Genomic DNA, 26,277 nt, shown 5'->3' with positions numbered 1-26,277 from the left:
TCATGAATTATGCTCCTGACGTTGATACTGCTTGATCAGTTGCGCGAGCTTTTCTTCGTCTTGCGCATTCCACTTTTGTTTCTTTGACGCCTTCTTTTGTCGAAAGACAATAAAGCCAAAACCAATGATCACAATTAGTACTGGTAATACCCAAAGTACAATGGTTGCAGGTGTAACCGGCGGTTGGTAGTGAACAAAGTAACCATAACGGTCAATCATGTAATCAATGACTTCTTGCTTTGATTTTCCTTCGTTAACTAACATTAGCACCTTGTCACGTAAGTCCCTAGCGACAATGGCATCTGAATCAGCGATATTCTGGTTTTGACATTTCGGACAACGAAGCTCTTGCGTCAGGGCCTTGAAGGTTGCTGCACGCTCAGCATTAGCGAACTCATATTCATCTTGTGCACTATAAGCTGAAAAGCTTAAAATGCTAAGAAATAATAAAGTTAAAATTCTCATTCTGATAACTCCTGCATAACAGGTGCAAACTTAGCACGCCAAACTCGAGGGTTTATATCTCCTGTGTGGTGCAATAAAATCGTACCATTGGCATCAACAAGGAAAGTTTCAGGCGCACCTGAAACGCCTAGGTCAAGTGCCAGTGTGCGGTCTAAGTCTAAAATATTGAATTGATATGGGTTGCCAGCTCTATCAAGCATATTCTGCACTTCATTGCGCAGTGCATTGATATCAAATTGATCGCCAAAGTCTGGATCATAAGCTTGCTCATAATACAAACCAATAATGCGTACCCCACGCTCTCTTAACTCAGTAAGATAACCCAATTCAGCGATACAGGTCGGGCACCAAGTGCCCCATACATTCAGTAAATATACGTCACCTTTTAGATCTGTATCACGCCACTGTTTTGATTCATCCATTAAATCAGGTAAAACAAAGCTTGGCATCGTTTGACCTATACGGCCGGTTTGTAACTCTCTTGGGTTACCAAACAAGCCTTGGTACAGGAAAACACATAAGAAGATAAAGATTAAAAAAGGAATAAAACCTAATAGCTTTTTATTCATGCTACAGCTCCCTTTATCTTTCTTCTACGGTAACGCTTATCTGCCACAACCATGAAGCCGGCAAGTGAAATTAAAATACCACCTAGCCACATCCAGCGAACGTAAGGTTTGTGATAAATACGTAACGACCACGCACCTTCACTCAGTTGCTCACCGAGCGCTAAATATAAATCTCTGAAGAAACCATCATCAATCGCAGCTTCTGTCATAAATTGCATGCCGATATCATATAGGCGTTTTTCAGCATATAACTCAACGATGAATTTATCGTCTTTTAACACAGTTACCACACCCGCATGACCACTGTAGTTTGGACCGCGAATTTCCTTTACACCATCAAAGCGATAGCTGTATTCGTTTAGCTGTGCCACGTCACCTGGTTTCATGCTGACTGATCGTTCGACTGAATACGCTGATGTAAGTGTCACACTGGCTATCACAAATGCAATACCAATATGGCCAAGCACCATTGCCCAATAACTTAAACCTAAACGTTTTATACCATTTGCAAAGCTGTCTTGTGCAGACGCCTTGTCAAAAATATCTAGCAATGTGCCTAGCGTGATCCACACTGCAAGCGCTGTTGCAATAAACGTCATCGGCGCAACATATTCGTAGTTAGGCAATAACCACAATGCCGTCAGAGCCAGAGCTAAGACCAACATACCTCCCCATTTTTTCACCATAGGTGGTAATTGGTTTTGCTTCCAACGCATCATAGGTGCAATACCTAGTAATAAAGCAAAAGGCACAACCAAAATAGAGAACATCTGATTAAAGAAAGGCACACCAATTGAAATGGTGCCTAAGCCTAACTCTTTATGGATCATAGGCAACAAGGTGCCCAGCAATACAATGAGGGTTGCCACCACTAAAAAGATATTATTCGCCCAGAGAGTCACTTCTCGAGAAGCAAACTTATAGCGTCCCTCACTATAAACTTCAGAAACGCGCATTGCGTATAACGCTAAGCTACCGCCAACCACAACACCTAAGAACGAAAGGATATATAGTCCTCGGTCTGGATCAGTCGCGAAGGCATGCACAGAGACAATAATCCCTGAACGAACGATAAAGGTACCCAGCAAACATAAACTAAACGCAGTAATCGCAAGTAATACCGTCCAAGATTTAAACACACCGCGTTTTTCAGTCACTGCTAACGAGTGCAGTAATGCAGTAGCAACTAGCCATGGCATCAGTGAAGCGTTTTCAACTGGATCCCAGAACCACCATCCGCCCCAGCCTAGTTCAGCATACGCCCACCAACTGCCGATAGTGATACCTAATGTTAAGAAACCCCACGCAACCATAGTCCATGGGCGAGACCATTTAGCCCAAGTATTATCAAGCTTACCCGTTAGTAATGCCGCAATTGCAAACGCAAAGGATACAGATAGGCCCACATAGCCCATATAAAGCAATGGTGGGTGAATGATCATACCCGGGTCTTGTAGCAGCGGATTTAAATCACGCCCTTCTACTGGGTAATAAGGCAGTAAACGCTCAAATGGGCTCGACATCCATAAAGTATAAAGCATAAAGCCAACCCCCAAGAAACCCAGCACGCCTAGCACGCGAGCACGTAAAACCCAAGGTAAAGAGTTTGACATAAGCGCAACCAATGCTGTCCAAGACGACTGCATTACGAGCCAGAGTAAAATTGCACCTTCATGGCCACCCCAAGTCGACGTAACCTTGTAGTACCAAGGTAAAGTTGTGCTTGAATGATGTGCCACATACGCGACGGTAAAATCATCAGTCAGCGTGACATAAATTAAAATTGCGAAAGAAAATAGAACAAAAAGACACTGACCAACAGCCAATGAAGGCGCTGCTCGCATTAACCTAAGATTACCGGTGTAAGCGCCCCATAAAGGAAAAATACATAGCAACAAGCTTAAGCCCATTGCCAGTACAAGCGAGAAATAACCAATTTCTGGGATCATACTAATTCTCGTTATTTAAATTATATTTTGGTTTTTCGTGTTTGATACCTTTAACGGCTTCTGCAATTTCAGCAGGCATATATTCTTCATCATGCTTGGCTAAAACTTCAAAGGCCTCAATCACATCAGGCTCAATTAAAGTACCTTGTGCGACAATACCCTGACCTTCACGAAACAGATCTGGCAAAATCCCGTGATAGCGAATAGTCACCATCGGGCCAGTATCAATGAGCTTAAACTCAACATCCAACGAAGTTTCATCGCGCTTTACTGAGCCTGGTACAACCATGCCGCCAATTCGCAACTTTTGACCTACGAATGGCATTTCATAGTTTTCACCCTTACCATTTATTAGCTCTGACGGGGTGTAGAACAAATTAATGTTTTCTTGTAATGCGTATAAAGTTAAGCCAATCGCTGAGCCAAGACCAAAGATAATGCCTAGCACAGCAAACATGCGCTTTTTACGTCTAGGGTTCATGCTTGCGCCTCCTCTTTTGCTTTCTTTATACGCTCTTCACGCAACATTTGCGCTTTTACTTCTTTTTTTAGTTTTTTACTATCGTTAAGAGAACTAAGTAGAATACTAGCCAAAATAGCGGCACAAGAACCATATGAAAGCCACACAAAGAAGCCATAGCCACCCATAGCTATAAAGTCACTAAAAGATTCGAACTGCATTGTTAACCTCGACTTACTAAACTGCGTACCCAAGGACGGTGTTTTTCACGCTGAAGAATTTCATTTTTTAAACGAATCAGTGTAATCACACCCACAAAACCAGCAAAGCCAGCGATGTTGATAAATAAAGGCCACAACATGCTAGGGTCAATTGCCGACGTATCAAACTTAGTGATGGTTGCACCTTGGTGTAACGTGTTCCACCACTCAACTGAGAAATGAATAATAGGTAGATTGATCACACCTACGATCGCTAAGATACAAGCCGCTTTACCCGCTGCCTTTTTGTCTTCAAACGCATGATAGAGCGATAAAACCCCTAGATATAAGAATAAAAGAATGAGCTCTGAGGTTAAGCGTGCATCCCACACCCACCATGCTCCCCACATAGGCTTACCCCATGCAGCACCGGTGATGAGAGCAATTGCAGTCATTGCAGCCCCTACAGGCGCAATTGCAATTACAGCCAACTCAGCATTTCTCAACTGCCAGACGAGTGCCACAATTGCGGCAATCGCCATTGAAGAATACGCGCCCATAGACAAAATGGCTGAAGGCACATGAATAAAGATGATCCTGTAGCTGTCTTTTTGTTGATAATCAGCTGGCGCAAACGCTAAGCCCCAGACCCAACCAACAACTAAACAGACAACGGTAATTACGGCAAAATACGGCAGTAAGGTGTTACACAACTGGTATGCACGATCTGCTTTAGCGTAGGGATGTAACCATTTCCACATGTTAACTTACACTCACTCTTAATGCTGACGATATGGCCAAAGGTGCGGCAATGCAGGCAACAGCTAACATCGCACCCAAGATTGCAAGCTGTCCGCCATATGCCAGCGACATACTACTGGTATCAATGGCCGAGGTTGCAAAAATTAGGACAGGAATATAAAGAGGTAAAACAAGTAAACTCATTAGAATACCTCCTTTTTGTAAGCCCACTGTTAAACCAGCGCCGATGGCACCGATAAAGCTTAACAATGGGGTTCCGATTAATAAGGTTAAAATGGTTGCACCGAGCGCCTGAGACTCAAGGTTCATCAAAAGTGCAAACATGGGTGCCATTAGAACCATAGGTAAACCGGTGATGGTCCAATGCGCAAAGACTTTCGCTAACACGCACAAAGACAATGGATAAGGTGAGGCAATCATTTGCTCTAATGAACCATCGTGATAATCATCTCTGAATAACTTATCAAGGCCTAGCATGGTAGACAGTAGCGCTGCAACCCAAATAATACCTGGCGCCATGCGGGCTAATAACCCAGGCTCAGGGCCAATTGCTAAAGGAAACAAGGTAATGACGATTAGAAAAAACAATAACGGGTTTACTATTTCTGCACGCTGCCTAAATGCTAAAGTGACATCTTTGCTGTATACAGCTTTAAAAAGCTGCCAATAAGAATGATTTACTTGCATTAGTGTCGATACTCCAGCACTAAAGTTTGTAATTGTTCAAAATGCTGCGTGAGGTCTTGGTGCGTTGTTAATAAAATTGATCCGCCTTGCTCGAGATGCTCATTAAAGCGGCACTGCAACATGGCAACGCCTTTTTTATCTAGGGCTGTAAAAGGCTCATCTAAAATCCACAGCTTTGCGCTGTTTAGCCAAAGTCTAACCAGTGCAACTCGGCGTTGCTGACCTGCTGATAGTGTTCTGACAGGTACATCTTCTAGGCCCACTAAGCCTAACTTGCCTAATAGGTCATACACCTGACTTTCATCGTTATAACCGTGAACACGCAGCCAATGACAGACATTTTCAAATGCTGTGAGTTGGGCGTTTACACCCGTTTTATGCCCAATGAATAATAACTCAGCAGCAAATTCATCGTAATAATCATTAATTGAACGCTGCTCGAACAGTACTTCACCTTCTTCTGGTTGAGCAAAGCCTGACAAAATCCTCAATAAAGAGGTTTTTCCCGCACCATTTGGGCCTTCAATTTGCATAATCTTGCCAGATCCGAGTGTAAAGCTAAGCGCTTCAAATAAACAGCGTTCTTGCTTGACGCAAGTGACAGATTTAACCTCTAGCAAATTAGTATTCTCGGTGCGTAAAATTGGGCGATAGTCTACCATAATGGTATGGTAATACGAACAGAGCTTTGCGACCGATTACTTAAAATTTGATTTAAAATAATGAATGAATTGCCAATTATAAACCTGAGCTCGGTCTCATCTGAGTCTATCTCAACTTTAAGCGAAGCAAATAGACGCGCTTTGCATAACTCGATTGGGCAATCGTTCTTAGCCAAGAACATTTCGATAAAATCTGATTCAATCAATATGGACATCGAAATAAATGGACGCTGGCAAACTGTTCGCCTTGCAATAGAGCCTCACAGTCAAAAGCTCGAACTACCAGAAGCAATTGTTAAGCTCGATGAAACGGGATTAAAGTTAACATTACAAACCCCAAAACAAGGTTTACATATCAAGGCTCCTGACCAATTGCTCTCTCTGTTGAACTTTTTAAAAGGAGATTCAATTGGCCCAAATATCACGACACACGCTGAGATAAAAACCACACCCGCGAGCCTTCAGCTTCCTAAGCTTGATGTAAGCCTAGCAATCAATCCAAGTCTTGCAAAAATACTTGCCGCAGAGCCTAAATTAATTGCAAAGTTAAATGCCAATACTGCACAGGTATTACTCACGATAAGTGATCGCTTTGGAGAGCAACTGCTCAAACAACCAATCGCCAAGAATAAAATTACACAGAGCCTAACAAATAGCTTTCCTTCTATGGTCCTTAATTTTTCTGAGAAAGCGCCAAAAATTCAACATCCTGTCACCAAAGCAGCTTTATCACTCAGAAATATAGAACCGCTTTCAGCAAACACCCAAGACAAAAGCTGGCGGGCTGCAACACCTACTTCCACCATGCATGGCCTTGAAATTAGCGAAAAGTCGAAACAATATGCTATTCAATTAAAGCACTCAGCTAAGTCAATGCTTACACAGGCTACAAAGCTGGAAAGGCCCACAAACGAGGCGCCTCTCAAATCGGGGTTGCATTATGACAAGCCCTTGCTAAATGTTTCATTTAAAGACGTAAAGCAAGCAGTACAAGCTGCATTACGAAATATTATTGCAGCGCCTTTTATGTTGATCGGTGAGAAAAACAGTAAAAACACTGTTTCTTCAAATGTGGATATCGCGGCTGTTGTGAATAAATTGCTTACCTTGAACAAAACACCCGACTCTCAAACGCTCATTTACCCTGAAGCAAAAAACTTAAAATCAGAACCTATTGTGCAGCTATTTTCTCAGATCAGACAAACAATAGCTTTTACACCTCAATTTACAATTATGGCGCCACTCAAAGTTCCCGAACACCTTTTAGCAACATCACTATTTTCTCAGGAAAATTTGAAAGCAACGCCTAAAACGTCCATGGCATCAAGTGTAAGTGATCCAAATAAGCTTCCATCTGAGTCGATGCCCTCACCCAAGCAAGAGTCATCATTACAGCAGCCAAAAGCCAAACAGGTGAACACTGAAATAAACCCCAACAAAGTTCAAATGGCTACGCAAGAAAGGTTTATATCTAAAGAAGCAATTCAAAGAACATCTTTAAGCAACGAAGTAAACGCTGAAAAAGGGCTAACTACCTCCTTTTTAGGAAATAAAAACGCGAATAAAAGTGAGCAATTACAAACAACAAAAAATCCAATTAATGAAGTAAAAACTCGCACTACAACTGTTGCATCTCCACACCTACACAGTGCACTCACGCAACTAAATAAGGAAGGAAAAAAGCAAATTGATGTTAAAAATGGTGCAGCTTCAGATACTCAAAGTTCAATACAAAGCAGTATGAGTCCGATAACACAACAAAGTAAAAACGTTGCGAAAAATACTAATGCTTTACTACAAAGCCTTAGTCCCCAATCTGAAGTAATGAATGACTCAAACCAAGTTAGGCTTCCTAGCCAAAATGTATTATCAATCATAAAGAACCATTATGTGCCTTCAGGTAGCCTTGAGAAACGTTTGATTAAGCCATTTATATCTGAGCAACAAATAGATAAAACCGAAAAATTGATGCCGGAAGTAAGCTCAGAGCAGATTAATAAACTTTCTCGCTTTAAGGATGAAAAGTCACCAGATCTTTCGCGTTTGGTGCATCAAGCTTTTTCTAGAATGATTGATGAGAAACAGCACTCTTCAGCGCAAATTGCCAATGAGCTTAACTTACCAAACCCACTTACTAGCGCAGCGACTCAAAGCAATATAAATACAAACCTACAAAGTAGTAGTTTACTGAATAACGTTGAAAAATTGCTGCTAACATTTCTATCTGCGCCAAAAATGATGCAAGATGAAAATAACGATCGTTCAACTCAAGCGAAATTAGATGCTCTGTTAAAAACCCTACAACCCAACTTTAAAGCACAGAATATCGGCCAACTTCAGCAACAAATACCCAATTTAAACTCATCTTTGATGAGTGAACTCGTGCAACTCAATAATAGTTTGCAACAAAATATGCTTCAGTCAGCAAACATCAACCAAAATCAAAACCAAACTAGTGATACCCAACTATTAGTCAGTTTGTTTTTACCAACTAAGCTCCCTGACAATTGCCAACAGACACATTTACAAATAGGCAATTATAAAAAACCAGCAAAAGGCAATTTACCTGAAAAAACGGTTTGGTATATCCGATTAAACTTCGACTTCGCTTCTACTGGAAAACTCTCAGTGCAAGCGGAACTCATGGATAAATCACTAGAATGTCAATTAACCGGAAACTCCTCTCAGGTATGTGCAATAGCTGCGCCGCACCTTGATACTTTGAGAAGGAAATTAAGTGCTCATGGTCTGCAAGTGGGTGACATCGAGTTAAATGAAGACAGTGAAAAAGCTGATTTATTTTTTACTCAGCATGCTATTGTCAATATTCAGGTTTAGGGGAATTGAAAATGGAACAAAAATCAGCCATTGGCTTGCTATATGAAGCAGGCAAGTCACCTGAGGTTGTCTGTAAAGGGTTTGGTGAGTTAGCTGATGAGATCATTACATTCGCAAAAGAAAAAGGCATTATGATCCACGAAGATGCCGAACTGGCGTCGACATTAAATCAACTTGAGTTAAACCAAGAGATCCCTAAAGAGCTCTATTATGTAATCGCCGAATTAATTGCTTTTTCTTATGTTTTAAGAGGTAAGTTCCCACCTGGCTGGGAAGGCTTTAATAAGAAGTTGAATATAAAAGCTTAAAAGAAAAAGCACCGAGGTAAGTACTCAGCGCTTTTATTTAAGATTGTTTTTGGTGCAATGAAAGAAGTAACTCCGCTTCTGCTCGAGGTATTTCACACTCTTGCATTATCTCTTCGAGATCGGCTCCTAGCTCAATCATTTTAACAGCTCGAGAATAAATTTTTGCATCTGGATCATCGTACTTTTGTGCTGCTTGCTGCTGGGCTAAATCTTTCGCAAAGTTTTCGCAAGCCAGTAAGCGCTTACCAACGCTCATTAAACCTGATCTTAGTTCAGCTATTTCACTGCGTAGTATCTCAGTTTGAGCATTAGATTCTTCGAGTTGTTGTTTTAAAAACTTTTGATTTTTATGATTTTGTTCTAACTTTTTTTGCAATCCAAAAATAAACCCCAGACATATTAAAAAAAGGATACCTGAAGTAATAGTGACTACAATAAAAGCAAGATTTTCTTGAACGACAGCTAGCACTTATATGTGACTCAACTCATCCCACTCATCATCGCTAAGTAACTTATTCAGATCAACAAGAATAAGTAGCTCACCTTCTCTATTTGATACACCTTGAATAAACTTAGCGCTTTCTTCTGTACCAATGTTTGGCGCACTGTCAATTTCAGAGCTGCGTAAGTACACAACTTCAGCAACACTATCAACAAGAATACCAATCACTTGCTTTTCAGCTTCGATGATGACAATCCTAGAATTGTCTGTCACTTCTGCACTCATCAAACCAAAGCGTGCGCGAGTATCAATAACAGTAACAACGTTACCACGTAGATTGATAATACCAAGAACATAGCTTGGTGCACCTGGAACTGGTGCAATTTCAGTATAACGCAGCACTTCCTGCACTTGCATTACATTAATACCATACGTTTCGTCTTCTAACTTATAAGTTACCCATTGAAGAACTTCATCATTACTGTCGGCATTATTGTCTGCAGAAAGTAGTCTATCTTGGCTCATGGTTATACTCCATAAAGTTCTGAGTTACTGCTCTTGGCTATCTAAGCCTTGCTCTAGTAAGCGGTTTAAATTCTCTACATCAATCAAAGCACACATTTTTTCTTTAATGACGCCAGCAAGCCAAGGTCGCTTGCCACCGTTTACACGCCATTTAATGTCTTCAGGCTTTAATGTAATGTTATTTATTAAATTTTCAGCCAATAGCCCCCATGGGCTATCACCGAGTGTAATTAAATATTGATAATCCAGTTTTTCTTCAAGCTCCGGGGTATACTTCTCTGGCATAACCCATCTGGCAGTATCAACAACATTTAGCTTTTCTTCACGGTTAACCATGACACCTTTAAACCACTTAGGTTTGCCGAAAAGCTGTGTTACTTCTCCTAGTTGGTGAATACCACCTAAAGACTTTAGAGGAACAGCAAGAGTTAGCCCTGCGACTTCAAAAAATAGTGCTTGAAACTCACTTTCACCATACTCTTCTTGAACACTTGTTAAACTTGGTTCAACAACAGCTTCTTCTTTGATAATAGTATTATTTTTTGTTAACTCAAGATCTTTCGACTCACCTTCTGGGATTTCAACAACCTCAGGGCTTTCTAATTCCGGGGCAGGTTGAGTCTCAATGATATCTGGTACAACTTTATTGACTGGTTGGCTTAACTCTGTCTCAGTAATCTCAGGGACACGCTCGAGTAATTTTGCCACAGGGGCAAGCGCAGTCTCTTGAGGCTCATCTTCTTGTAATAATGCGCCAAGATACTGCTTCATCACCTTTTCATTAGCAAACAAGTGTTTACTCATATAGCTTCTAACTACCCTTCATTAAATACTCTAGTAGTGCTTTATACGCAAATACACCTCTAGATTTTGGACAAAACTCAACTGGCGCTTGCTGTGCCAAACTGGCATCTCTAAATTTTGTGTCAACCGGAATAACACCGGGCCAGACAGACCCTTCGTAATTGGCAAGCAATGTTTTGTATGCCTCTAACGATGCCTTGGTTCGCTTATCATACATGGTTGGTACGATGGTGTAATTATATTGTTTTGCTTGAGAGCTTTGCATTAATTCCATGGTACGCATCATACGATCTAAACCTTTAAGCGCTAGGAACTCAGTTTGCACTGGAATTAGCACACGTTCACTGGCTGCGAGAGCATTTACCATTAGCACGCCTAATACAGGTGGGCAATCAAGAATCGCATAGTCGTAATGTTCGCTTATTTTCGCCAGTGTTTTTTTCAGGATTAAGCCCATACCATTGCGATTACCCATGCTTCTATCAAGCGTCGCAATTGCCATTGTTGCCGGCAAAATATCAAGGTTTTCAATGGTTGAGGGGCATAAAGCTTGGAGGATTTCCTCGCTCTCCATTGCCGTCCCTCGAGCAAATATGTCATAAACACTGACTTCTAACTCTTCAGAATCAATACCAAAATAATAAGTCAGAGATGCGTGAGGGTCTGTATCTATAAGCAAAACGCGTTTGCCTTGCTTGGCAAGAATACCGCCAAGACTCACCGTAGTCGTTGTTTTACCAACGCCTCCCTTTTGATTTGCTACAGTCCAGATCTTCACGAAACAATTACTTCCCAGTGCTTGAACAAATAGATTAACAACCTATTTCTTTATTTATTCTTGTTGCGACGTCATGTAAAGCCAAGCTTTCAGAGGATAGTCCTGCATTTGTAACAGCTTGAGGCATGCCGTAAACCACGCAGCTCTGCTCATCCTGAGCCCAGATTGTTGCACCTGATTGTTTCAGTAAACGTGCGCCGTCTCGACCATCAGCACCCATTCCAGTTAAAACTATGGCGAGTACATCAGCTTGATAAGCTTTTGCTGCACTTGCAAAGGTGACATCAACACACGGCTTGTAGGTCACTCTTGCACTATCATCCTCAAAAACTCGAAGCGTTTTCATTGCACCTTTTGATTCAACCAACATTTGCTTACCACCTGGCGCTAAATAAGCAACACCTGGCTGTAATTTATCACCATGTTCTGCCTCTTTTACCTTTATCTTACAAAGGCTATTTAGTCTAGTTGCAAAAGCGGGTGTGAAAGCAGCTGGCATATGTTGAATCAACAATATCGGGTGTGGAAAGTTAGCAGGTAGCTGCGTTAGTATGGTTTGCAGTGCAACTGGCCCACCTGTTGAAGTCCCTATTGCCACAAGTTTATATTGCTTTCCAGACGCTTTGAACTGTTTAGCTGTTGCAGTTGAACTTGATGCTGGCTGAACAGCTGCTCTTTGAAAACTTCTATCAGGTTGAGCAATACTTGACGTGCGAGATGCTGCTGCAGACCTGTCTGCCACCGGTGATTGAGTAGCCGCTTGCTTGTTCACTGCTGGTCGCGAATAGCTGCTAACTGAACGAGGAAGTCTTCTTCGCCCGATTTCTTTCACCTTGTTTTGTAGAGACTTAATTGCTTCTTCGCTATTACGGGCTATGTCTTCAAACTTTTTAGGCAAAAAGTCTAATGCACCTGCATCAAGCGCATCTAGAGTAGCACTTGCCCCTTCTCGAGTTAGTGAAGAAAACATCAGGATTGGCGTAGGGTTAGCCTGCATAATTTTTTTTACGGCACTAATTCCGTCTAAAATAGGCATTTCTACATCCATAGTAATAACATCTGGACGTAATGAAGCCGCTTTTTCAACCGCCTCTTGCCCATTAACAGCAAAGTCAATTACCTTAATATCACTATCTTGCTCTAAAATTTCGCTGACTCGACGCCTAAAAAAGCTTGAATCATCTACAACTAAAACTTTTACTGCCATTAGCATACTCTATGAATTCTTAAGAACGAAAAGTGGTGCATCCGCACCACCTTTTAACTGTTTTGCTATCTCAGGTTATTTACCTGCATAGTGTTTTAGCATATTTGGCACATCTAAGATTAATGCTATGCCACCATCTGAAGTGATTGTCGCACCTGCCATGCCAGGAGTACCTTGCAATAATGCATCTAATGGCTTGATCACAACTTCTTCTTGGCCGATGAGAGAGTCAACCACAAAGCCAACCTGTTGAGTACCTATCTGCACTATAACAACATGACCTTCGGCTTTCTTCGTTGATCTATCTGCCCCCTTAACTAGCCAATGCTCTAAGTAGAATAAAGGGATTGCTTTTTCACGCACAATAATCGTTAGCTGGCCATCTACTACATTTGTTTTTGTCAGATCTAAGTGGAAAATTTCACTTACACCAGCAAGAGGTAAAGCAAATGTTTGCTCGCCAACTACAACCATTAGGGTTGGTAAAATAGCCAGTGTTAATGGAACTTTTATCTCAAGGATAGTGCCAACGCCGAGCTCTGACTGAATATTAACAGAGCCGTTAAGTTGAGTGATTTTCGTCTTAACTACGTCCATCCCAACACCACGGCCTGAAATATCTGAAATTTCTTCTTTTGTTGAGAAGCCTGGAGCAAAAATCAAGTTATAAGCTTCAGTGTCAGACAATCGACTTGCTTGGTCCGAATCAATAACGCCTTTATTTATCGCAATCTTTTTCAGTTTTTCAGCATCCATCCCTGCACCATCATCTTTAATGGTCAACAGAATATGGTCTCCTTCCTGAGATGCTGAGAGCGTCACTGTACCTGTGCGAGGTTTGCCTGATGCCTCACGAACATCTGGCATTTCAATACCGTGATCAACTGAGTTTCTAACTAAGTGAACGAGTGGATCTGCAAGTGCTTCAACCAAGTTTTTATCTAAATCGGTCTCTTCACCTTCAAGAATAAGATTAATATCTTTCTTTAAACTACGTGCTAAGTCTCTAACAACACGAGGGAATCGGCCAAACACTTTTTTAATTGGCTGCATTCGTGTTTTCATTACCGCACCTTGTAAATCTGCGGTAACTACATCAAGGTTAGATATCGCCTTACCCATAGCTTCACTGCTAGAATTATTTGCCAAACTAACGAGGCGGTTTCTCACTAGTACCAGTTCACCGACCATATTCATGATTTGGTCTAGACGCTTAGTGTCAACACGGACTGTCGTCTCAGCTTGAGGCGCAGGGGGCTTTTTGGCCGATGCAGGTGCACTTTGCGCTTTTGCAACTGGAGATGGTGAAGAAGCTGGCTTTGCTGGTTGAGGTGCCGGTTTTGGTTTAGCAACTGGTTTAGTTATAACAGGTTCGGGCTGCTTAGGTTCAATACTTGGAGCAGGCTTGTTGGAATCAGCCCCTTCTAATGATTTTGGCGCACCACCTTTACCATGAAGCTCATCTAACAATGCCTCAAACTCTTCATCGTTTATTTCATCATCACTCGAGGGGGATGATGGAATTGGTGAAGAAGGGGCTTGGCTAGTGCTAGTGTTTGTACTTGTTGGAGGAGGTGGACTAATCGAACCGAAACTGCCAACGCCATGAAGCTCATCTAAAAGACTGTCAAACTCATCATCAGTAATATCACCATCATCTGAGTTTGAAGCAGTTGAAGCCGCTGAAGTAGTTTGCTCTACAGCTGGGCCTTTACCAGCCCCATGTAACTCATCAAGTAAGCTTTCGAATTCATCTTCTGTTATTTCATCGATGCTATCTGAGGCAGATTCACCAGCAACTTCATCGGTATCAATATCAAAAAGAATATCATCAGCAGATAAATCTGCTTGAGGAGTATCCTCAACAACAGGATCTGGTTCTGAACTTGAAATAGAAATTTGTTCGTCTTCTGATTCAGGCTTACTCAATTGATGAAGTGTTTCAAGTAATGCTGGGTCTGCAGGATCTGGTTGCTCACGATTTTGAATATGTGCGAACATTTCATTGATGGTATCTAGGGACTGAAGAATCACGTCCATCAGTTCTGGAGAAACAGAGCGTTGCCCTTGTCTTAACACATCAAAAACGTTTTCCGCGCCATGACATGCGTCTACAAGCTCAGTCATACTCAAAAAGCCTGCACCACCCTTTACAGTGTGAAAGCCTCTAAAGATTGCATTTAATAATTCTTTATCTTCAGGGTTATTTTCTAGCTCAACAAGCTGCTCAGATAACAACTCTAATATTTCACCAGCTTCAACAAGAAAGTCTTGTAATATATCTTCATCGACTTCAAAGCTCATGTACACACTCTCCTATTAGAAGCCTAAGCTCGACAATAAATCGTCGACCTCATCTTGATTAGATACGACATCTTCTCTAGATTCAGCATTCATTATCGGACCTTCTGGTCCTGATAACTCTGCAGGATCCATTTCAGCAATCTGAACCTCTTCAATATTTTCTTTTTGTTTTGATTGAGGTTCTTCTGCTGTACCAAATACAGTTAGTAAGTGGATTAAACTGTCTTCTACTTCTCTAACTAATTCGATAACACGTCGAATGACCTGACCTGTTAAGTCTTGATAATCCTGAGCCATTAAAACATTTGTCATATGTCCTTGAAGTTCATCCGTAGTTGCTTGTGAGCCTTGCATAAACTTATCTAAATCATGACAAAGAGATTTGAATTCACCAAGCTGGATATCACGTCTCATGAGTCTATCCCAAGTTGGCTTTATATCAGATAAATCGTCTGCAAGCTGTTGCGCGAGAGGCAGACTTGCTTCAACTGCATCCATCGTTTTATTGGCTGCATTTTCTGTCATTTCCATGACATAATTCAAACGTTCTTTAGCATCCGGTAAGGCTTCTGTCGTCAAATCAGAAATACGAGTATCAAGCTCAAAGTTTTTCAATGACTCGTGTAGTTGACGGGTCAATTTACCCACTTCAGCAAAAAGCTCAGATTGCTCCTTACTTGCAGCCTCCATGATTAACTTATCTGCTTTATCTTGCTCGCCTTGCTCAAGATAAGTCACAAGTTGCTTAGCTTGCTCAAGTGTTATTTGAGGCACAGAAGGTGCTGACATCCGCCTCTCCTTCTTAATTATCTAGCCTAAACGTTCAAACACTTTTTCTAGTTTTGTTTTAAGTGTTCCAGCAGTGAAAGGTTTTACAATATAACCATTTACACCAGCTTGCGCCGCAGCAACAATTTGCTCTTTTTTCGCTTCAGCCGTCACCATAAGTACTGGAATATGCTTAAGACTGTCATCTGCACGTATAGCACGAAGAAGATCGATGCCTTGCATACCTGGCATATTCCAGTCCGTGACTACGAAGTCAAATTCTTGATTTTGAAGCATAGGCAAAGCTGTGCTGCCATCGTCTGCTTCTTGTACATTTGTAAAACCTAAGTCTCTAAGCAGGTTTTTGATTATTCTTCTCATCGTAGAAAAATCATCAACCACAAGAATTTTCATGTTTTTATCCAAAACATCCTCCAGTGAGGTTTGAACCTATTATTATTACTCTAATTGACCCAGTCATTGATTTTAGCCCTAAGCCTGATCATTGCCTGCCCATGAATTTGGCTTACTCGAGATTCACTTACATCGAGTATTTGCCCTATTTCTTTTAAATTCATTTCATCGTTATAGTAAAGAGATAAGACTAGCGCATCTCTTTCGGGTAACGATTGAATCGCCGTTAGCAACGATTCGTTAAAGCGTTCATTTTTAACGTTATTGAACGGTTTGTCTAGCGCTAAATCATTGTTAACAGGAGTGATTACGTCTTCATCAACCCCCAAATCTTCAATTCCAATGATTTTACTTGCATTCACATCATGTAGAATATGATGGTACTCATCCAGAGTAATATCAAGTTTTTCAGCAATTTCAATGTCTTTTGGCTCTCGACCTAGGACGCTTTCTAGATTAGCAATTGCTTCAGCAACCATACGACTATTCTTATGAACACTTCTTGGTGCCCAGTCTCCACGGCGAATTTCATCTAACATCGCGCCTCGGATTCTGATCCCCGCAAAAGTTTCAAAACTTGCGCCCTTACTTGCGTCAAAGTTTTTACTGGCTTCAATCAAACCTATCATGCCTGATTGTACAAGATCGTCTAACTGAATATTTGCTGGTAAACGTGCCAATAAATGGCACGCCACTTTTTTGACAAGACCGGTATGACGCTCTATCACTCTATTAAGGTTGTCTGTAGTTTGATAGCCCATCGCTTTACCCATCGATGACGACATAGTTATCCGTTGACTAGCTGTTCAATAAAAAACTCTAAATGACCAGAAGGTTGATGTGGTATTGGCCATTTAACTGCTTTACTCGCTAACCCTCTAAATGCAACCGCTGCCGGAGAGTTTGGAAATAACTCAACAATGGTTTTTTGACGGCGAGAAGATTTACGCATGTTTTCATCAAACGGAATGGTTGCAACTAATTCTAGTGCAACATCTAAGAATCTGTCAGTAACTTTCGAAAGTTTAGCAAATAGCTCCTGCCCTTCGCGTAAGCTCCTAACCATGTTAGCAACAATTTTAAAACGGTAAACACCGTGTTCACGACTAAGCACCTTAATAAGTGCGTAAGCATCTGTAATTGAGGTCGGTTCATCACACACAACGACCATCACATCTTGTGCTGCGCGAGAAAAACTAAGAACCATGTCTGAAATACCCGCTGCGGTATCGACAATTAAAATATCAAATTCTGTATTTAGCTCGCTAAATGCGCGGATGAGACCTGCATGTTCTGCAGGCGTCAATTCAACCATATTTTGCGATCCTGAGGTAGCCGGTACAATTTTAATACCAGCAGGACCTTCAACTAAGATCTCATCTAACTCACATTCACCCGAAAGGACATGAGACAGGTTTTTTTCTACTCTTAAACCAAGCATCACGTCACAATTTGCCAAACCTAAGTCAGCATCTAAGACGAGTACTCTGTTTCCTTGCTGACCAAGTGCAATAGCCGTATTTAATGAGACATTGGTTTTACCAACCCCTCCTTTACCACCCGTTACTGCAATTACTTTTACGCCATGGTTGCCATTTTGATTCATTCTACGCAGGCCACTTGCTTGATCTAATACTGTGTTAATCATACATTCCTACTGTCTGAGACGCTACAGGTACACGTCGCGAATGTTGTGCTTTTATTCTCTTTAAATACAATTGCTCAGCCTTTTTGACCATTTTATGAGCATTTGCTACACGAATGTCTTCTGGCACTCGTTGACCGTTAGTAAGATACCCTATTGGCAAGCGATTTTGAATCGCAATACTAATAATCTCGCCTAAACTTAGACATTCATCAAGTTTTGTAAAAATACAACCACTTAAATTCACTTTTTGGAAGTGACGAACCGCTTCTTGCAGTACATGCATTTGCGATGTTGCACTTAAAACCAAATAACTTCTAATATCGACTCTAGAGCTTCTCATTAACGTATTAAGTTGTTCTGTTAAACGGATATCTCTTTGACTCATACCCGCAGTATCTATTAATACTAGACGCTTATTGCGTAAATGATATAAAACTTCTGCTAATTCATTGGCATCTTTTACTTGTTTGACTGGACAACCAATAATTCTGCCGTAAGTTGCCAGTTGCTCATAAGCACCAATTCTATAAGTATCAGTTGTGATTAACGCAACTTTATCTGCACCGTATTTCTGCGCGCCTAATGCAGCAAGTTTAGCAACTGTCGTTGTTTTACCTACACCAGTTGGACCTACTAATGCATATACACCACCTTGACGAAGAATATCGTTGTTGGTTGTATGCATTTGATTAGCTACCATTTCAAGCAATGAATTCCACGCTTCTTTACGAGAAACGTCATCAGGGATGAAGCAAGCCATTTGTTCAGCAACTTCTTTATCAACACCCATACCTTGTAAACGGTCAACTAAACAAGCTCTCGTTGGGTCTCTTCTTTCCATTTCTTGCTTCATTAAGCCTGAAACTTGATGTTCAAGTAATTGACGAATGGCATTCATTTCTTCTCTCATGGTTGCCATTTCATCGACTTTTTTAGGCGCAGGCTCAAAATCATCAGCAAAGCCTGTATCGAGGTCATCATCAAAATTCCATGATTGCGCTTGCTGTTGAGCTTTAACATTTGACTCAGCCCTGAAATTTTGCGTTGAGGTTGGACGCTCATATCGCTCTTCAGTCGCTTGACGAGGCTTAAATACTTCTTCGGTATTAATACCAGATTGAGAGAACATAGAAGCAAGCTCAGGTGAACGGGGCTTCGGCGCTTGCCTTTCTAATAGTGCCTGTAAACTATCAGCAACTTGAGCCTGAGGCTCTGGTTTTGCACGCTGCGGTTCAGGGCGAACAAAGCGCGGTTGTGCAGCTTGGGGCTGCGCAGGCGCTATATTTACTTGTGGCGCCTCAACGGGTGCTTCTGGCGCTCTATCATTATCTACGGCTGCAACAATTTCTACACCATCTGCCAGTTTCTTGTTTGACATAATCACAGCATCAGCGCCAAGCTCTTCTTTTACTTCTTTCAGTGCTGTGCGCATATCTTTGGCAAAAAAACGTTTAATTTTCATGTTACAACCCCTTAATTCCTATCTATTGTCCAACTGAGCTTACAATTTTAATTTGTCTTTCATCTGGTACTTCTTGATATGACATCACTCGAAGACCTGGGATCGTATGTTTGACAAACCTTGAAAGCACACTTCTTAACATACCTGAGGTTAGAAGGATGGATGGGTCGCCCAGCATTTCTTGCGTTTGGTGCGCTTCTCTTAATGATGCTTGAAGTCGCTCCGCAAGGCCTGGCTCTATTCCAGCCCCTTCATCACCTGCGTTCTGAAGTGACTGATGCAACATCTGTTCCAACTCAGGCGCCAATGTTATGACAGGAATTTCATCTGCACCGCCAACGGCGTCTTGAACAATTAGTCTACGCAGTGAAATTCGCACTGCAGAGGTTAATACATCTGGGTCTTGACTTCGTGGACCATACTCAACAAGGGTCTGAACAATCGAGCGCATATCACGAATTGCAACCCCTTCATTCAATAAGTTTTGCAGTACTTTAACAACCGTCGTAAGAGGTAAAATATCTGGTACTAAGCCTTCGACTAAACGAGGGTGTGACTTAGCGAGCATATCTAATAAATTTTGTACTTCTTCATGTCCTAGTAGCAGTGATGCGTTGTTTGTAAGCAATTGGCTAATATGAGTTGCGACAACGGTCGCAGCATCTACGACTGTGTAACCTAATGAATGCGCCTCGTCTTTTTGCTCAGGCTTAATCCAAACCGCTTCTAAACCAAAGGCAGGATCAGTCGTTGCTACGCCATTGATTGGGCCAAATACTTGCCCAGGATTTATGGCTAATTCATCACCATGTTTTAATTCGCCATTTCCTGAACCTACCCCCATAAGGGTGATACGGTATTCATTTGGATCTAATTCAAGATTATCTCTGATGTGCACTGGAGGAACCAAGAAGCCAAGCTCTTGTGAAAGCTTTTTACGAACACCTTTAATGCGGCTTAAAAGCTCACCACCTTGAGCCTGATCAACTAATGGAATTAAACGATAGCCAACCTCTAAGCCAATCACATCGACCGGTTGAACATCATCCCAGCCAAGCTCTTTTTGATCTTGTTGTTTAGCTGCAACATCTCCACCTTTGGCTTCTTGTTGAGCCTGCTCCTCTTCTGCTTTTGCTTTTTGCTGCTGCGTGTAATAAGCCAAGTAACCAAGAAGCGCACCTAAACTTAAAAATGCAATATGTGGCATACCAGGTACTAGACCCATTGTAATTAAGATACCAGCAGCAATATAGAGAGATTTCTCATTTCCTAACTGAGTTTTAAACTGCTCACCCATGTTATGAGATTCGTTTTGGCGAGTAACGACGATTGCAGTACCAATTGAAAGTAAAAGAGAAGGCAGTTGTGCAACCAGGCCATCACCAATGGTAAGTAATGTATATACTTCCATGGCTCTTGAAAATGTTAAGTCGTGTTGGATCATACCAACAAATAAACCACCAATAATATTGATGGCTAGGATTACAATACCTGCTATCGCATCACCTTTTACGAACTTACTAGCACCATCCATTGAACCGTAAAAGTCCGCTTCACGTGTTACTTCGTCGCGGCGTTTGCGTGCTTCATCTGCACTGATAAAACCAGCATTTAAATCAGCATCAATTGCCATCTGTTTACCTGGCATGGCATCTAGAGTGAAACGTGCTGACACTTCAGAAATACGACCAGCACCTTTGGTAATAACTACAAAGTTGATAATAATCAGGATTAAGAAGACAACAAGACCAACGGCATAGTTACCGCCAATAACCACAGAGCCGAACGCTTCAATTACCTTACCAGCAGCATCTCCGCCATTGTGGCCTTCTAGTAATACAACACGAGTACTGGCTACATTCAACGCTAATCGCATGATGGTTGCAATAAGTAGAACCGCTGGAAACATGCCAAACTCTAGTGGTTTCATTGTGTAAACAGTAACGAGTAATACCACCAAAGCCAAAGCGATATTAAAAGAGAATAAGATGTCTAAAAGGAATGGAGGTAAAGGCAAAATTACCATGCCCAAAGCCGCAAGCACTAATAATGGTGTTCCGACCCCTTTTGCATAGTCTTTTTTATTCTCATTAAGACCTTGTAAAACTGCTTTAAAATCCATAACTTAACAACTACAAAATATTGACACTGGTCTAATAAAGCAATTAGTGAGCCAATAAATTTACAGGATTTAATGTTTTACATCATCTGGGATAGGCAAGTTATTACTGAGCTTTGTTGGTCTTCTTCCACGACCTTTTTGATAACGTTTTAGCTGAAATACATAGGCTAAAACTTGTGCCACGGCAGTGAAAAGTTGATCTGGAATTTGATCGCCAACTTCAGTGGTGTGATAGAGTGAGCGTGTTAAGACGGGAGACTCAACAATAGGGACCTCATTACCTTTAGCAATTTTCCTTATCTGCATTGCTAACTCATCAACACCTTTAGCAAGCACAATCGGTGCTCCTGCTTTTTCTGTGTCGTATTTAAGCGCAACTGAATAGTGAGTCGGGTTTGTAACAACGACATCGGCATCTGGCACATCCTGCATCATGCGCCTTTGTGACATTTCGCGTTGTGTTCGTCGAATTCGCGCTTTTATTTGCGGATCACCTTCTGAGTTTTTGTACTCATCTTTCACTTCTTGCAACGTCATTTTTAGTTGCTTGTGGTGGTTATAGCTTTGGTAAGGCGCATCTATTGCTGAGATGATTATCATTGTGCAACTAAGCGCCAAAAACATCCAAGCCAGAATTTCTAGGGCATGAATAATTGAACTTGGGACCTGCTCAATACTCAAGTGTAGAATTTCATAAAAAAACATTTGTATTAATAAAATTGCGAAGCCAGCAACCAATACAAATTTAAGAATAGCTTTCACTAACTCTATAGCGGCTTGCGGCCCCAGCATGCGCTTGATCCCTTTCATGGGTGACATTTTACTCGCTTTAGGCGCTGCCGCTTGCCAACTGAAATTAAAGCCACCCAATAAGGTATTCCCGACAATACCTGCGATTGTGATAATAAATACAAACATAGCCATCGGAAAAAATAGCTCTGAGAACATTTCACCCCAAACAGAGAACATTTTCGTGGTGTCGTAAGTTTCATTTCGATTCAATGTTAGCCCACGACCCATAATGTTATAGAGCCCTTTCGCGATTGCTGGGCCATACATCAACAGAGCAATCGCTGAAAAAATCAGTACAAAGGTAGTACCTAGATCCTTTGAGCGGGCAACTTGGCCTTTCTTGCGAGACTCATTAATTTTTTTATCTGTGGGTTCTTCGGTCCTCTCTTGACCAGAATCTTCAGCCATTTTCTACACCGTACAGCCAATTAAATTACAAAGTAACTCTGTCATTTTAAGCCACTGAAATTCATATTGCACAATGAAGTTACCCAGCGTCGCCCATATAATCATTAAACCAGCAACAAGCGTAAATGCAAAACCAACCGCGAAAATATTCATTTGGGGTGAAGCCCTAGTGATAATACCAAATGAAAGATTAATCACTAACATCGCGGTTAAGGGAGCAAGAGAAAGTGCCAAGGCTGTTGCAAACATCCACCCTCCCCAATTAACGATTTGCCAATAATTATCAATTGACCAAGTAAACTGACCGATAGGGATACTTTCAAAGCTGTATAACACCATTTGGATCATCATCAAATGGCCATTAAAAACAAAAAAGAGTAGTGTTGATAGGATCAGGTAAAACTGACCCACAGCGGGGACACTCAAGCCATTCGCAGGATCAACAACTGACGCAAAACCCAAGCCGGTTTGCATTGCTAGTATCTGACCTGCAATGATGAACGTATTTAGTAACAGCATTGAAGCAAAACCAATGGCAAAACCAATAATCATCTCTTCTATGACAACCAGCACCATGGCAAAAGAAAATAAGTCTGTAAATTGAGACTTGGGCAGCATAGGCATCGCTGCAAAGGTGATCACAACACACAATGCTAACTTTATGCGAGTCGGTACACTTTTCGCACCCAGACCGGCCATAATCATCATCATGCTTGTGACTCTCACTAAAGGAAGGATAAAGTCACTGAGCCACTGTAAAATTACAGCAAAAGTAAATTCCATTTTAACCTGCGATTTCAGGTATTTGCATTATCAACCCTTGAAAATAGTCCATTAAAACCTGAGTCATCCAATGACCACCAACAATCAATGCAATTATTGTGATAATCAAACGAGGTAAAAAGCTGAGTGTCTGTTCGTTAATAGAAGTCGCAGCTTGAAAAACAGCCACGACTAAGCCTACCAGTAAACCTGGAAGAACAATGGCTGCAACGAGTTTGATAACAACAAATAGCGCGTCACTTAATATGTCGACAAAAACTTCTGGTTCCATATCAGACCCCTAAGCCAAAACTTCGAGCAAGTGTCCCCATAACTAACCCCCAACCATCAACAAGAACAAACAGCATGATCTTAAATGGCAAGGCAACAATCATTGGCGATAGCATCATCATACCCATGGCCATCAAAACACTGGCTACGACGAGGTCAACAATCAAAAATGGGATGAAAAACATAAACCCAATAATAAATGCGGTTTGTAATTCACTCGTAACGAATGCTGGAATAATCACCACAAAGGGGGTGTCTTCAGGGCTATCAAGTTGGTCATAACCTGCAATCTTCGCAAAGGTTTCAAGATCTTTGATTCTTGTCTGTGACAACATAAAGGCCTTAATTGGCTCTTTCGCTTGTTCCAGCGCTTGAATCGAAGTCAGCTCTTCATTGAGATAAGGCTGAACCGCCTTATCATTAATTTGAGAAAAAATAGGCGCCATAATGAAGAAGGTCAAAAATAGCGACATGCCAAGCAATATCTGATTTGAAGGGGATTGCTGTAAGCCGATGGCTTGTCGAAGTATGGCTAACACCACAATAATACGAGTAAATGAGGTCATCATAATCACTGCCGCAGGTATAAAGCTCAGGGCTGTCATTAAAGCCAAAACTTGTAGTGTTACAGAATACTCTTGAGACCCATCTGGATTAGTCGTAACACTCAGCGCTTCTATGCCCTCTGCACCAGCAAAAGGCGCTAGTAACAAAAGTAATATGCCTATACTTAACTTAATCATCTGTTTTATTCTTCTTATTGGCCGGCATCATAAAGCGGCTTAACTCTTTTGCAAAAGCGGGGGTATTTTGATCACTCAAAGGTGTTTCGAGCTGATACAAATAATTAATGTTTTGAGAAGTGACACCCAGAAGATGGTGCTTGCCATCAAGCTCAACCACCATCAAACGTTCTCTGTTACCTAAAGGAAAGCTTCTAACAACTTTAAAGTCGGGGCTATTACCCAGACTAGGGTTAAGTCTTTTTAAAAGTACTGCCATACCAACAATTAAGCCTAACACTAAAAAAAGTGATAGGCTCATTGATACTAAATCGCTACTCAGGCCAATATTACTTGACCCAGCAAGAGCCGGAGCGGAAAACGCTGCAACCCAAAGCAACCCCTTTTTCATCGTAGCTTCTTAATTCTCTCAACTTGACTGATAACGTCAGTAAGACGAATACCAAACTTGTCATTTACTACAACTACTTCTCCGTGGGCGATAAGGGTGCCATTAACAAGTACATCAAGCGGCTCACCCGCAACTCTGTCAAGCTCAACAACTGAGCCCTGATTAAGCTGAAGTAAATTACGAATATTAATTTTAGAACGACCCACTTCCATCGAAATGGTGACCGGGATATCTAAAATTGTATCAAGCTTACGCTTTTCTTCTGCCGATAAACTTTGAGACGAATCTTGTAGCTCATCGAGCTCTGCAACTGCAACATCGCCACCGTCATCCGCTCCTTCTGCTTCAGCTAAGGCCGCCGCCCATTCATCCATAGTATCTTGATCATCGCTCATAACTTAAAACCTAATAGTTAACCTTACCAATCTAAATCCACACCCTCTGATAGGTGAAGATCTTCCTCTAGCTCTGCCAGCTCAGCATCAGAATCGAGCTTTTTCCCACCTTTTGTGAAAACATGCAGCTCAGATTTAACAGACTCAGGGCGTTTAATTTTTTCACTAATTTGTAGTGCAACATTATCTCTAGAACGGCCCATCTTCGCTCTAAATGTTGGTAAATCTTCAACAAAAACAGTTATATGCTCTGGCATTTCAACTGGAATAACGTCCCCAGCTTTAAGCCCCATAACCTGTTCTAATGATAAATCTATTTCTAACAGTTGCGTAGATAGCTCTACTTCGACATCCATGATTTCATCACGTAACGCTTTACTCCAGCGCAAATCAGTATCTTCTGTATCTGATTGCACACCGGCATCTAACAGCTCTCGAATAGGCTCAAGCATTGAGTAAGGTAGTGAGATATGAAAATCACCGCCGCCGCCATCAAGCTCTATATGAAATGAACTAATAACAACCACTTCAGTTGGGCTCACAATATTCGCCATCGCTGGGTTTACTTCTGAGTCTAAGTACTCAAAAGACACATCCATTACAGGCGCCCATGCTTCTTTGTAGTCCTCGAAGATGATTTTAAGAAGCATCTGCACGATACGACGTTCGGTTGGTGTGAATTCTCGGCCTTCGATTTTTGCATGGTAACGGCCATCACCACCAAAGAAATTATCTACTAAGATAAATACCAAGCGCGCTTCCATGGTGATCAAGCCAGTACCTTTTAAAGGTCTAAACCTCACCATATTTAGGCTGGTTGGAACAAACAAGGTATGTATGTACTCACCAAACTTGAGCATTTGTACGCCGTTTATAGAGACTTCAGCGGTACGGCGCATCATATTAAATAAGCTGATCCGCATATGCCTTGCAAATCGTTCGTTAACAATCTCAAGGGTCGGCATACGACCACGAACAATACGATCTTGAGAAGAAAAGTCATATTGCAGTGCTCCTGCTGAGGACTCACCGCCCTCTTCGACTATCTCGTCTTCTTCGACTTCATCAACACCGTGTAAGAGCGCATCAATTTCGTCTTGGGATAATAAATCGCTCACTTA

29 protein-coding genes are annotated in these 26,277 nt (G+C 41.5%); 2 read left to right on the top strand and 27 right to left on the bottom strand.

The window, feature by feature from the left end; translation table 11 throughout:
- The 8 genes from ABMY35_RS16360 to ccmA are packed head-to-tail and all read right to left on the bottom strand — an operon-like array spanning position 1 to position 5,754.
- Positions 1-465, bottom strand: a complete 465-nt coding sequence (locus ABMY35_RS16360) for a cytochrome c-type biogenesis protein (RefSeq protein ID WP_349287184.1) — start codon at positions 463-465, stop codon at positions 1-3.
- Positions 462-1,034 carry a DsbE family thiol:disulfide interchange protein gene (locus ABMY35_RS16355; RefSeq protein WP_138483324.1) on the bottom strand — a complete coding sequence of 191 codons (573 nt, stop codon included), beginning with the start codon at positions 1,032-1,034 and terminating at the stop codon, positions 462-464. The genes ABMY35_RS16360 and ABMY35_RS16355 overlap by 4 nt, the downstream gene beginning before the upstream one ends.
- A complete protein-coding gene (locus ABMY35_RS16350; protein ID WP_349287183.1) occupies positions 1,031-2,983 on the bottom strand; it encodes a heme lyase CcmF/NrfE family subunit in 1,953 nt (650 codons plus the stop codon). Before ABMY35_RS16350 ends, ABMY35_RS16355 begins: the two co-directional genes overlap by 4 nt.
- 1 nt (position 2,984) lies before the next feature.
- Complete coding sequence (gene ccmE, locus ABMY35_RS16345; RefSeq protein ID WP_058029223.1) at positions 2,985-3,464, bottom strand: cytochrome c maturation protein CcmE; 480 nt, start codon at positions 3,462-3,464, stop codon at positions 2,985-2,987.
- Positions 3,461-3,664 carry a heme exporter protein CcmD gene (gene ccmD / locus ABMY35_RS16340; protein WP_349287182.1) on the bottom strand — a complete coding sequence of 68 codons (204 nt, stop codon included), beginning with the start codon at positions 3,662-3,664 and terminating at the stop codon, positions 3,461-3,463. Before ccmD ends, ccmE begins: the two co-directional genes overlap by 4 nt.
- A 2-nt stretch (positions 3,665-3,666) precedes the next feature.
- Positions 3,667-4,404 carry a heme ABC transporter permease gene (locus ABMY35_RS16335; protein ID WP_138483332.1) on the bottom strand — a complete coding sequence of 246 codons (738 nt, stop codon included), beginning with the start codon at positions 4,402-4,404 and terminating at the stop codon, positions 3,667-3,669.
- A gap of 1 nt (position 4,405) precedes the next feature.
- Positions 4,406-5,092 (bottom strand): heme exporter protein CcmB, encoded by a 687-nt coding sequence (ccmB, locus tag ABMY35_RS16330; RefSeq protein ID WP_138559509.1) that lies wholly within the window; start codon positions 5,090-5,092, stop codon positions 4,406-4,408.
- Positions 5,092-5,754, bottom strand: a complete 663-nt coding sequence (gene ccmA, locus ABMY35_RS16325; protein WP_349287181.1) for a cytochrome c biogenesis heme-transporting ATPase CcmA — start codon at positions 5,752-5,754, stop codon at positions 5,092-5,094. The genes ccmB and ccmA overlap by 1 nt, the downstream gene beginning before the upstream one ends.
- Positions 5,755-5,814: 60 nt before the next feature.
- Here ccmA and ABMY35_RS16320 point away from each other — a divergent pair, with 60 nt between their 5' ends.
- The gene (locus tag ABMY35_RS16320) at positions 5,815-8,592 is read left to right on the top strand and encodes a flagellar hook-length control protein FliK (RefSeq protein ID WP_349287180.1); all 2,778 of its coding nucleotides are present in this window, start codon (positions 5,815-5,817) and stop codon (positions 8,590-8,592) included.
- A gap of 11 nt (positions 8,593-8,603) precedes the next feature.
- Complete coding sequence (locus ABMY35_RS16315) at positions 8,604-8,900, top strand: EscU/YscU/HrcU family type III secretion system export apparatus switch protein (protein ID WP_349287179.1); 297 nt, start codon at positions 8,604-8,606, stop codon at positions 8,898-8,900.
- Positions 8,901-8,937: 37 nt separating this feature from the next.
- On the opposite strand, the gene ABMY35_RS16310 is transcribed toward ABMY35_RS16315, so the two are convergent.
- The 19 genes from ABMY35_RS16310 to fliM all read right to left on the bottom strand — a co-directional run bounded on the left by ABMY35_RS16310 (position 8,938) and on the right by fliM (position 26,274).
- Positions 8,938-9,285, bottom strand: a complete 348-nt coding sequence (locus ABMY35_RS16310; protein ID WP_349287264.1) for a DUF2802 domain-containing protein — start codon at positions 9,283-9,285, stop codon at positions 8,938-8,940.
- A gap of 84 nt (positions 9,286-9,369) precedes the next feature.
- Positions 9,370-9,867 carry a chemotaxis protein CheW gene (locus ABMY35_RS16305; RefSeq protein ID WP_138483340.1) on the bottom strand — a complete coding sequence of 166 codons (498 nt, stop codon included), beginning with the start codon at positions 9,865-9,867 and terminating at the stop codon, positions 9,370-9,372.
- A gap of 24 nt (positions 9,868-9,891) precedes the next feature.
- On the bottom strand, positions 9,892-10,671 hold the full coding sequence (locus ABMY35_RS16300; RefSeq protein ID WP_349287178.1) for a chemotaxis protein CheW: 780 nt from the start codon (positions 10,669-10,671) through the stop codon (positions 9,892-9,894).
- Positions 10,672-10,678: 7 nt separating this feature from the next.
- Positions 10,679-11,449 carry a ParA family protein gene (locus ABMY35_RS16295; RefSeq protein ID WP_349287177.1) on the bottom strand — a complete coding sequence of 257 codons (771 nt, stop codon included), beginning with the start codon at positions 11,447-11,449 and terminating at the stop codon, positions 10,679-10,681.
- A 34-nt stretch (positions 11,450-11,483) separates the two neighbouring features.
- A complete protein-coding gene (locus ABMY35_RS16290; protein WP_349287176.1) occupies positions 11,484-12,656 on the bottom strand; it encodes a chemotaxis response regulator protein-glutamate methylesterase in 1,173 nt (390 codons plus the stop codon).
- A 75-nt stretch (positions 12,657-12,731) separates the two neighbouring features.
- Positions 12,732-14,960: a chemotaxis protein CheA gene (locus ABMY35_RS16285; protein ID WP_349287175.1), complete on the bottom strand. Its 2,229-nt coding sequence runs from the start codon at positions 14,958-14,960 to the stop codon at positions 12,732-12,734.
- A 15-nt stretch (positions 14,961-14,975) separates the two neighbouring features.
- Positions 14,976-15,749 carry a protein phosphatase CheZ gene (locus ABMY35_RS16280; protein ID WP_349287174.1) on the bottom strand — a complete coding sequence of 258 codons (774 nt, stop codon included), beginning with the start codon at positions 15,747-15,749 and terminating at the stop codon, positions 14,976-14,978.
- A 21-nt stretch (positions 15,750-15,770) separates the two neighbouring features.
- Positions 15,771-16,154: a chemotaxis response regulator CheY gene (cheY, locus tag ABMY35_RS16275; protein WP_010364893.1), complete on the bottom strand. Its 384-nt coding sequence runs from the start codon at positions 16,152-16,154 to the stop codon at positions 15,771-15,773.
- A gap of 38 nt (positions 16,155-16,192) precedes the next feature.
- Positions 16,193-16,927, bottom strand: a complete 735-nt coding sequence (locus tag ABMY35_RS16270) for an RNA polymerase sigma factor FliA (RefSeq protein ID WP_349287173.1) — start codon at positions 16,925-16,927, stop codon at positions 16,193-16,195.
- A 2-nt stretch (positions 16,928-16,929) separates the two neighbouring features.
- The gene (locus ABMY35_RS16265; protein WP_138483351.1) at positions 16,930-17,790 is read right to left on the bottom strand and encodes a MinD/ParA family protein; all 861 of its coding nucleotides are present in this window, start codon (positions 17,788-17,790) and stop codon (positions 16,930-16,932) included.
- A complete protein-coding gene (gene flhF / locus ABMY35_RS16260) occupies positions 17,783-19,252 on the bottom strand; it encodes a flagellar biosynthesis protein FlhF (RefSeq protein WP_349287172.1) in 1,470 nt (489 codons plus the stop codon). The genes ABMY35_RS16265 and flhF overlap by 8 nt, the downstream gene beginning before the upstream one ends.
- 22 nt (positions 19,253-19,274) lie before the next feature.
- Entirely contained in the window at positions 19,275-21,374 is a 2,100-nt protein-coding gene (gene flhA / locus ABMY35_RS16255) for a flagellar biosynthesis protein FlhA (RefSeq protein ID WP_349287171.1), read from the bottom strand.
- Between the two features lie 69 nt (positions 21,375-21,443).
- The gene (gene flhB, locus ABMY35_RS16250; RefSeq protein WP_349287170.1) at positions 21,444-22,574 is read right to left on the bottom strand and encodes a flagellar biosynthesis protein FlhB; all 1,131 of its coding nucleotides are present in this window, start codon (positions 22,572-22,574) and stop codon (positions 21,444-21,446) included.
- A 3-nt stretch (positions 22,575-22,577) separates the two neighbouring features.
- Entirely contained in the window at positions 22,578-23,357 is a 780-nt protein-coding gene (fliR, locus tag ABMY35_RS16245) for a flagellar biosynthetic protein FliR (RefSeq protein ID WP_349287169.1), read from the bottom strand.
- Position 23,358: 1 nt separating this feature from the next.
- Positions 23,359-23,628 carry a flagellar biosynthesis protein FliQ gene (gene fliQ, locus ABMY35_RS16240; RefSeq protein ID WP_349287168.1) on the bottom strand — a complete coding sequence of 90 codons (270 nt, stop codon included), beginning with the start codon at positions 23,626-23,628 and terminating at the stop codon, positions 23,359-23,361.
- A 1-nt stretch (position 23,629) separates the two neighbouring features.
- Positions 23,630-24,370: a flagellar type III secretion system pore protein FliP gene (gene fliP / locus ABMY35_RS16235; protein WP_349287167.1), complete on the bottom strand. Its 741-nt coding sequence runs from the start codon at positions 24,368-24,370 to the stop codon at positions 23,630-23,632.
- Positions 24,363-24,671: a flagellar biosynthetic protein FliO gene (gene fliO, locus ABMY35_RS16230; protein WP_349287263.1), complete on the bottom strand. Its 309-nt coding sequence runs from the start codon at positions 24,669-24,671 to the stop codon at positions 24,363-24,365. The genes fliP and fliO overlap by 8 nt, the downstream gene beginning before the upstream one ends.
- Before the next feature lie 86 nt (positions 24,672-24,757).
- Positions 24,758-25,156: a flagellar motor switch protein FliN gene (gene fliN / locus ABMY35_RS16225; protein WP_349287166.1), complete on the bottom strand. Its 399-nt coding sequence runs from the start codon at positions 25,154-25,156 to the stop codon at positions 24,758-24,760.
- 23 nt (positions 25,157-25,179) lie between these two features.
- Positions 25,180-26,274, bottom strand: coding sequence for a flagellar motor switch protein FliM (fliM, locus tag ABMY35_RS16220; RefSeq protein ID WP_349287165.1), 1,095 nt, complete (start codon positions 26,272-26,274; stop codon positions 25,180-25,182).
- Between the last annotated feature and the right edge of the window lie 3 nt (positions 26,275-26,277).

The organism is Pseudoalteromonas sp. BZB3, from assembly GCF_040104455.1.
Taxonomy (GTDB): domain Bacteria; phylum Pseudomonadota; class Gammaproteobacteria; order Enterobacterales; family Alteromonadaceae; genus Pseudoalteromonas.
The sequence above is the reverse complement of the archived record's forward strand: the minus strand, read 5'-3'. Positions and strand labels throughout refer to the sequence as shown.